Origin of the sequence: Pseudoalteromonas sp. GutCa3 (genome assembly GCF_002836155.1) — a bacterium.
Lineage (GTDB): Bacteria > Pseudomonadota > Gammaproteobacteria > Enterobacterales > Alteromonadaceae > Pseudoalteromonas > Pseudoalteromonas arctica.
Genome location: NZ_PJBK01000079.1, coordinates 196,218 through 203,036, shown reverse-complemented (window position 1 = coordinate 203,036; position 6,819 = coordinate 196,218). Strand labels below are relative to the sequence as shown.

The 6,819-nt window shown below is 37.6% G+C and carries 6 protein-coding genes; 1 reads left to right on the top strand and 5 read right to left on the bottom strand.

The genetic code is table 11. From position 1 onward, the window contains the following. Positions 1 to 87: 87 nt before the first annotated feature. On the top strand, positions 88 to 912 hold the full coding sequence (locus CXF64_RS14605; protein ID WP_101217364.1) for an alpha/beta fold hydrolase: 825 nt from the start codon (positions 88 to 90) through the stop codon (positions 910 to 912). Positions 913 to 1,332: 420 nt separating this feature from the next. Here CXF64_RS14605 and CXF64_RS14600 read toward each other — a convergent pair whose 3' ends face one another. The 5 genes from CXF64_RS14600 to CXF64_RS14580 form a co-directional block, all read right to left on the bottom strand. Then, positions 1,333 to 2,292: a sugar-binding transcriptional regulator gene (locus tag CXF64_RS14600; protein ID WP_101217363.1), complete on the bottom strand. Its 960-nt coding sequence runs from the start codon at positions 2,290 to 2,292 to the stop codon at positions 1,333 to 1,335. A gap of 248 nt (positions 2,293 to 2,540) precedes the next feature. After that, complete coding sequence (locus CXF64_RS14595; protein WP_101217362.1) at positions 2,541 to 3,542, bottom strand: ABC transporter ATP-binding protein; 1,002 nt, start codon at positions 3,540 to 3,542, stop codon at positions 2,541 to 2,543. Positions 3,543 to 3,552: 10 nt separating this feature from the next. Beyond that, positions 3,553 to 4,383, bottom strand: a complete 831-nt coding sequence (locus CXF64_RS14590) for a carbohydrate ABC transporter permease (protein ID WP_101217361.1) — start codon at positions 4,381 to 4,383, stop codon at positions 3,553 to 3,555. Between the two features lie 2 nt (positions 4,384 to 4,385). After that, positions 4,386 to 5,258: a carbohydrate ABC transporter permease gene (locus CXF64_RS14585; RefSeq protein WP_002960879.1), complete on the bottom strand. Its 873-nt coding sequence runs from the start codon at positions 5,256 to 5,258 to the stop codon at positions 4,386 to 4,388. 146 nt (positions 5,259 to 5,404) lie between these two features. Continuing rightward, a complete protein-coding gene (locus CXF64_RS14580; protein ID WP_076925990.1) occupies positions 5,405 to 6,709 on the bottom strand; it encodes an ABC transporter substrate-binding protein in 1,305 nt (434 codons plus the stop codon). Between the last annotated feature and the right edge of the window lie 110 nt (positions 6,710 to 6,819).

Sequence of the window (6,819 nt, the reverse complement as noted above, 5' to 3'; positions counted from 1 at the left end):
CTTGGGACGGAATTTGCTTTATAAGGTTATATTCCAATTTTATAGTTCACGAAATATTATAATTTTTAAAGTTAAAGAGGCAAAATTATGAACAAGACACAGTACGTTACAGTAGAAGGTCATCAAATTGCTTATCAAGAAATGGGACAAGGAACACCTTTATTATTGATACACGGAATACCAACCAATAAATTTTTATGGCGAAATGTGATGCCAAAACTTGCATCAAAATATCGAGTAATAGCGCCTGATTTACTAAACTTTGGTGAATCTGATATGCCAATTAACACCGATGTATCTATAAATGCGCAATGTAGAATAATGTGTAAGTTTATGGAAGAACTCGGTATTTCTAAAGTTAATATTGCTGCACATGATATTGGTGGTGGTGTTGCTCAATTAATGGCTGTAAATCATCCGGATAAAGTAAACGGGTTGGTTTTAATTGATAGTGTATGTTTTGATTCTTGGCCAATACCAGAATTTGAACCTTTGCTAGAACCAGGTGTAGAAGAAAAAACAACTGTAGCCGAATTTGCTGATACATTAAGAGATTTCATGCCCAAAGGCGTTTACGACTCGAGCGTAATGACTGAAGAGTTGATGAAAATATACTTAGCACCATGGAGTAATGAAAAAGGAAAAGCCGCTTTATTTAGTAACATGCGCAGGCTTAATAAAGAATATACCGAAGCTATTACAGGCGATCTTAAAAGCTTACCTCATGAAACACTCATAATATGGGGTAAAGAAGACAAATTTCAAAAGCCAAAGTATGCGCCAATGTTAGAAGAAGCAATTCCAAATTCATCATTGATTTGGATAGATAAAGCCGCTCATTGGGTTATTGATGAACATCCAGATAAAGTGTCTGAGCTTATTAGTGAATTTATGAATGATAAAACATTCTAGTGAATTACTAGGTTTATTAAAAAGCTATTTGTTTCAATACGTTAAGTTTGATTGGGTAAAGTAGCGAATAGGCAATCATTGTAATACCGCTTGATTATATTAATAACCAAGCGGTATTTTTATATGTTCAAGAAGCTAATACCGTAAATGGGTAAGGCACTAACTATTAAGATAAGTAGGTTAATGCTTATTAAATAGTCAAAATATCGCGTTTATACGTTAATTAATGAAGGTGAGTAACTTGGTTATGTATTTATTTATGCTATTTAACATAATATAAATTATAGGTAGTAAATGTATATATAACAAGAGCGCTTAAATGCGCTCTTGTTATGTCCAATACTAGACGGTATCGGACATTAAGTGCTTTTATTACAATAACTGGTATTACTAATACGGATACTTTATTTATCAAATTGTTTAATCAATACTTAGTAAACGCTCAGCTGTATATTCGTTAGTAATTAATCCACTGATCATGTTTGACCTTACTGCGCCCAAAATGGCTAACACTTTTTCTTCACCAGCAGCTATCGCATAAATCTGTTTGTTAGCATTTGTTTTTAATGGCGTACTTGCTACGCGCTGATTAACTGTGCAATCTAAAAGCTTACCGTTTTTATCAAACACCCAACTAATCATTTCACCAACGGCACCAAGATCTTGCAACTCTTTAAGTTCTTGCGCATCAATAAAACCATCTATATGTAATGGCGACTTTTCACCTAAGCTACCAATACCCACAAATGTTACATCGGCATCTTTAGCGAGTTTTAAATTACCGGTAATATTTTGTTGTGCATGTAACTGTTCTTTTTCTTGAATACTTCTTGGTAAAACTGGTAATGGCATTGGGTAATGTTTTGCATTGGTGTGTTCGGCCATTCTTACTACAACATCATAAGGTGAAGCCGATCCATCTAAAGCCATATTACCTAACATTGCGACAATTTTATGTTGCGGACAATCAACGGTTCTAAGCTCATCGACACATGCACGTAAAACTCGACCGGTTCCCATAGCAAGTACTTTGGGTTGTTCTGATTTTAAATGGCGTTCTATTTCTGCCGCGCCAGCTTGAGCCAAACCTAATGTAGATGATGGTTCAGACGGATCGCTCGGTACAACTTCACACGAATCTAACCCAAAACGGCTTTTTAATTTTTCGGCCAAATCCATACATTTAGCAATCGGATGGTCAAGTCTAACTTTAATTAATCCTTGGCTAACAGATAATGCGACCATTCTTTGTGCAGATTGACGAGATATATTTAGCTTTTTAGCAATTTCATCTTGTGTGTTACCGCCAACATAATATAACCACCCTGCTCTGGCTGCATCATCTAGCTTTCTAATTTCTGTATTTGATAGCTTTACCACGTAAACCTCTTAAAATAGAAGGAAAACCAAGTCCTTATTTTCATTACATAATTTTAATTATATGTGCTGCTATATAAATTATTTTATTAATTTTGGAGCATCTATTTATTAATAACGTTTTTGTTATTTATAATTGTAAATATACCATCCCTTAATAAAAAATACCTAGGTTTCATAGGATTATGTAATTAGAATTTAGTTAATAGCACCCTTATAAAGGTGCTATTTAAGGTAATTAAAAATAGGCTTTAGCGAATTGTTAAACCGTTATTATCAAACTTTAATACTTTATCAGCCGGTGCGCTTAGGTAAATACTGTCGCCATATTTTAATGGGCAATCACCATCTGCTTTTACTGTTACGGTCCCTTTGCCTTCAATATTTATATGTAAAAAGCTCTCCGAACCTAAATGCTCAATTACACCTACAGTTCCAGCCCAAGTACCTTGCTCAGTAGAGAGTGTTATATGCTCTGGTCGAATACCAATACAGCTAACATTCGCATCTTCATTTTGTGGAGCATCTATAAAATTCATTTTTGGCGAACCTATAAAACCAGCTACAAATTTGTTTACAGGGTTTTTATAAAGCTCTAAAGGTGTGCCTACTTGTTCAATAATACCGGCATTAAATACCGCGATTCTATCTGCCATTGTCATGGCTTCAACCTGATCGTGCGTAACATAAATCATTGTTGTGGCTAAACTTTTATGTAATTCAGATATTTCTAAACGCATATTTACACGTAATGACGCATCAAGATTCGAAAGCGGTTCATCAAATAAAAATGCCGAAGGTTGGCGTACAATTGCGCGCCCTATCGCTACTCGCTGGCGCTGACCGCCCGACAATTGCCCTGGCTTTCGATCTAAATAATCGGTCAAATTAAGAATTTTAGCAGCGTTAGCAATTTTACTCTCAATTTCTGCAGGGCTTACCTTGGCTCTTTTTAAAGGAAAAGCAATATTGTTACGCACGGTCATATGCGGGTATAACGCATATGATTGAAACACCATTGCCAAGCCTCTTTTTGCCGGCGGTGTTTTTGTGGCATCTACACCATCGATTTCTATATTACCACTGGTGGTATCTTCAAGCCCTGCGATCATACGAAGTAATGTAGATTTACCACAGCCCGATGGCCCAACAAAAACGATGAATTCACCGTCTTTAATTTCTAAGTCGAGCGGTTTAATTACGTTTACTTCATCAAAGTTTTTAGTGACTTGTTTTAGTGTGATGCTGCCCATGTGTATTCTCCTATTTTACTGCGCCGAAACTTAATCCACGCACTAATTGTTTTTGACTAAACCAACCAAGTATTAAAATTGGCACAATGGCCATGGCAGATGCTGCCGATAACTTAGCGTAAAATAACCCCTCAGGGCTTGAGTAACTGGCAATAAATGCCGTTAAAGGTGCAGCATTTGCAGCGGTTAAAATAAGTGTCCAAAACGCTTCGTTCCACGACAAAATAACATTGAGTAATAGCGTTGAGGCTATACCTGGTAAGGCTATTGGCAATAAAACATGGAATATTTCTTCACCAATTGTTGTGCCATCCATACGAGAAGCTTCAAGTATTTCGTTTGGTATTTCTCTAAAGTAGGTGTAAAGCATCCATACCATTATTGGTAAGTTAATGAGTGTCATTACAATAACCAAACCTAATTTTGTATCGAGTAATGCAAAGTCGCGAAACAATAAATAGATAGGAATAAGTACGCCTACTGGTGGTAACATTTTGGTTGAAAGCATCCACATTAATAAGTGCTTTGTTTTTTTAGTTTGCACAAACGCCATAGACCACGCAGCAGGTACCGCAATTAATAACCCCAGTAAACTTGAACCTAGTGATATAACTACAGAGTTCCAAAAATGGTTAAAGTATGGCGAGCGCGACAGTACATCGCGGTAATTTTCGAGCGTCCAATCAAACGCATATAAGCTTGGGCTTGCTGAAATTGCTTCGGCTTCCGTTTTAAAACTGGTGATTAACGTCCATAAAATTGGAAAGAAAATCATGCCGCTTATTGTCCATGCAGCAATGGTATAAATTAGTTTGGAACGACGGCTATCTTTTATAGTCATAATTAACCCTCCAAGTTTTTGCCAATTAAGCGCATTAAAAATATAGCGACTATATTTGCAATAATAACTGCAACTATGCCCCCTGCTGAACCGCCGCCTACATCAAACTGAAGTAGCGATTGCGTATAAATTAAGTACGTTATATTGGTTGACGAATAACCAGGACCGCCACTGGTTGTAACTAATATTTCAGCAAAAATTGACAGTAAAAATATAGTTTCGATTAATATAACCGCAGTTACAGCGCGTGATAAGTGCGGTAAAACGATGTAAAAGAACTTACTAAATGGGCCAGCTCCGTCTAAATCAGCCGCTTCTAATTGTTCACGGTCGAGTGATTGTATTGCTGTTAGCAGTATTAAAGCTGCAAACGGTAACCACTGCCAAGACACAATTATGATGATTGAAAATAACGGCATTTGAGCAAAAAAGTCGATAGGTTCAAAGCCAAGCCAAATAGCAAAGTGTGCAAATAAGCCATTAACTGGGTTCATTAGCATGTTTTTCCATACCAATGCCGACACAGTTGGCATTACAAAAAATGGGGCTAGTACCATAATGCGAACGTAGTTTCGCCCCCATATTGCTTGGTCTAGTAAAATAGCTAAGCCAATACCACCACAAATAGTGATAAGTAAAACCCCAGTTACTAGGTAGAGCGTGTTAAAAAATGATTCAAAAAAAGCCGGATCAGTTAGGAAAAATTCATAGTTTAAAAAGCCTACAAACTCTTTATCCCCTGGAACGAGTAAGTTGTAATCAATAAAAGAAAAATACAGTGTCATACACAGCGGAACTATCATCCAAGCAAGTAATAAAATTACACTTGGAAGAAGCATAAACCGAGCAAGCGTGCGCGAGTTAGTTGTTGCCATAAAGGTGACCTTAAAAAAGCCAATTCTATTTACTTGTTAACTATCAAGTGAAAATCAGAAACCCTTGATAGCGTTTATAACTAACAAGTAAATAGAATTGACATAAAATATTGGGTAAGTTTGAGTACTTACCCGCCCATTACATGCTATTTAGGATAGCGAGCTTTACGCATTGTTCGCTCAACGAGGTGCTGAGACGTACTAAGCGCTTGCTTAACGGTCATTTGGCCAGTTAATGCTGCTGAGAATTGTTGCCCAACAGCTGTACCAATTCCTTGAAACTCAGGAATAGCAACAAACTGAATACCTACATAAGGCACCGGTTTAACGGTTGGATTTTTAGGATCTGCAGATTGGATAGAATCTAAGGTAATTTGCGCAAACGGTGCTGCGTCCATGTACTTTTGATTACTGTAAAGTGATTTACGTGTACCTGGCGGTACTTTTGCCCAACCTTTTTTGTCAGCTACAAGTTGAGTGTATTCTTTTGATGTCGCCCAGCTAATAAATTTCATTGCGGCATCTGGTTTTTTGCTGCTTGCCGGTACGGCTAAAGTCCAAGACCATAGCCAGTTACCGCGTTTACCTAGACCATTATCTGGCGCAAGTGCAAACCCTACTTTATCGGCAACTTCTGAGTCTTTTTTATTAGTAACAAATGCGCCTGCAACGGTTGCATCAATCCAAATACCACATTTTCCTGTTTGGAATAGTGCAAGGTTTTCGTTAAACCCGTTTGCAGATGAACCAGCAGGTCCTGACTCTTTCATTACATCGACATAATACTGAAGGGTATTTTCCCACTCTGGAGTATTAAACTGTGGCTTCCAATTTTCATCAAACCAACGAGCACCAAACGAATTAGCCATTGATGTAATAAGCGCAACGTTTTCGCCCCAACCTGCTTTACCACGTAAACAAAGGCCATAAACACCTTCTTTTTTGTCTGTCATCGCTTTAGCAGCTTTGCGTATAAAGTCCCATGTTGGGGCTTTGGGCATTGTCAGCCCCGCTTTATCCATTAAATCGGTGCGGTACATAACCATTGAGCTTTCGCCATAAAATGGGGCAGCATAAAGTTTGTCGTTAATCGTTAAACCGCTTCGGATTGCTGGGATTAAATCGTCTAAATCGTAGTTTTCACCTAAATTGTCCAGCTCTTTTAACCAATTTTGTTTGCCCCAAATTGGTACTTCATAAGTACCGATGGTCATAACATCGTATTGGCCGCCTTTTGTTGCTACATCGGTTGTGACACGTTGGCGAAGAATGTTTTCCTCTAGAGTGACCCATTTTAAATCTATATCAGGGTTTTGGCTGGTAAAGTCACTACTTAATTCTTTCATGGTGATCATGTCACCGTTGTTAACAGTCGCTATAGTAATTGTTTCTTTTGCCGCAGCGCCCATGCTTATAAAGCCACACGCGAGCATAATTAATTTATTTTTCATCGGGTATTCCCCATACACGTTATGTTTTAACCAGTGCTATTAAATTTCAATCTATTACCAATTCTATTTATGGCAGTTTTGACGCATAAAACTGCCCGCAAAGTGCCTTT

Bases quoted from the DNA above. Each gene is read 5' to 3' on its own strand.
- CXF64_RS14605 (WP_101217364.1), top strand. From the start codon at position 88: ATGAACAAGACACAGTACGTTACAGTAGAAGGTCATCAAATTGCTTAT.
- CXF64_RS14595 (WP_101217362.1), bottom strand. From the start codon at position 3,542: ATGGGCAGCATCACACTAAAACAAGTCACTAAAAACTTTGATGAAGTA.
- CXF64_RS14590 (WP_101217361.1), bottom strand. From the start codon at position 4,383: ATGACTATAAAAGATAGCCGTCGTTCCAAACTAATTTATACCATTGCT.
- CXF64_RS14585 (WP_002960879.1), bottom strand. From the start codon at position 5,258: ATGGCAACAACTAACTCGCGCACGCTTGCTCGGTTTATGCTTCTTCCA.
- CXF64_RS14580 (WP_076925990.1), bottom strand. From the start codon at position 6,709: ATGAAAAATAAATTAATTATGCTCGCGTGTGGCTTTATAAGCATGGGC.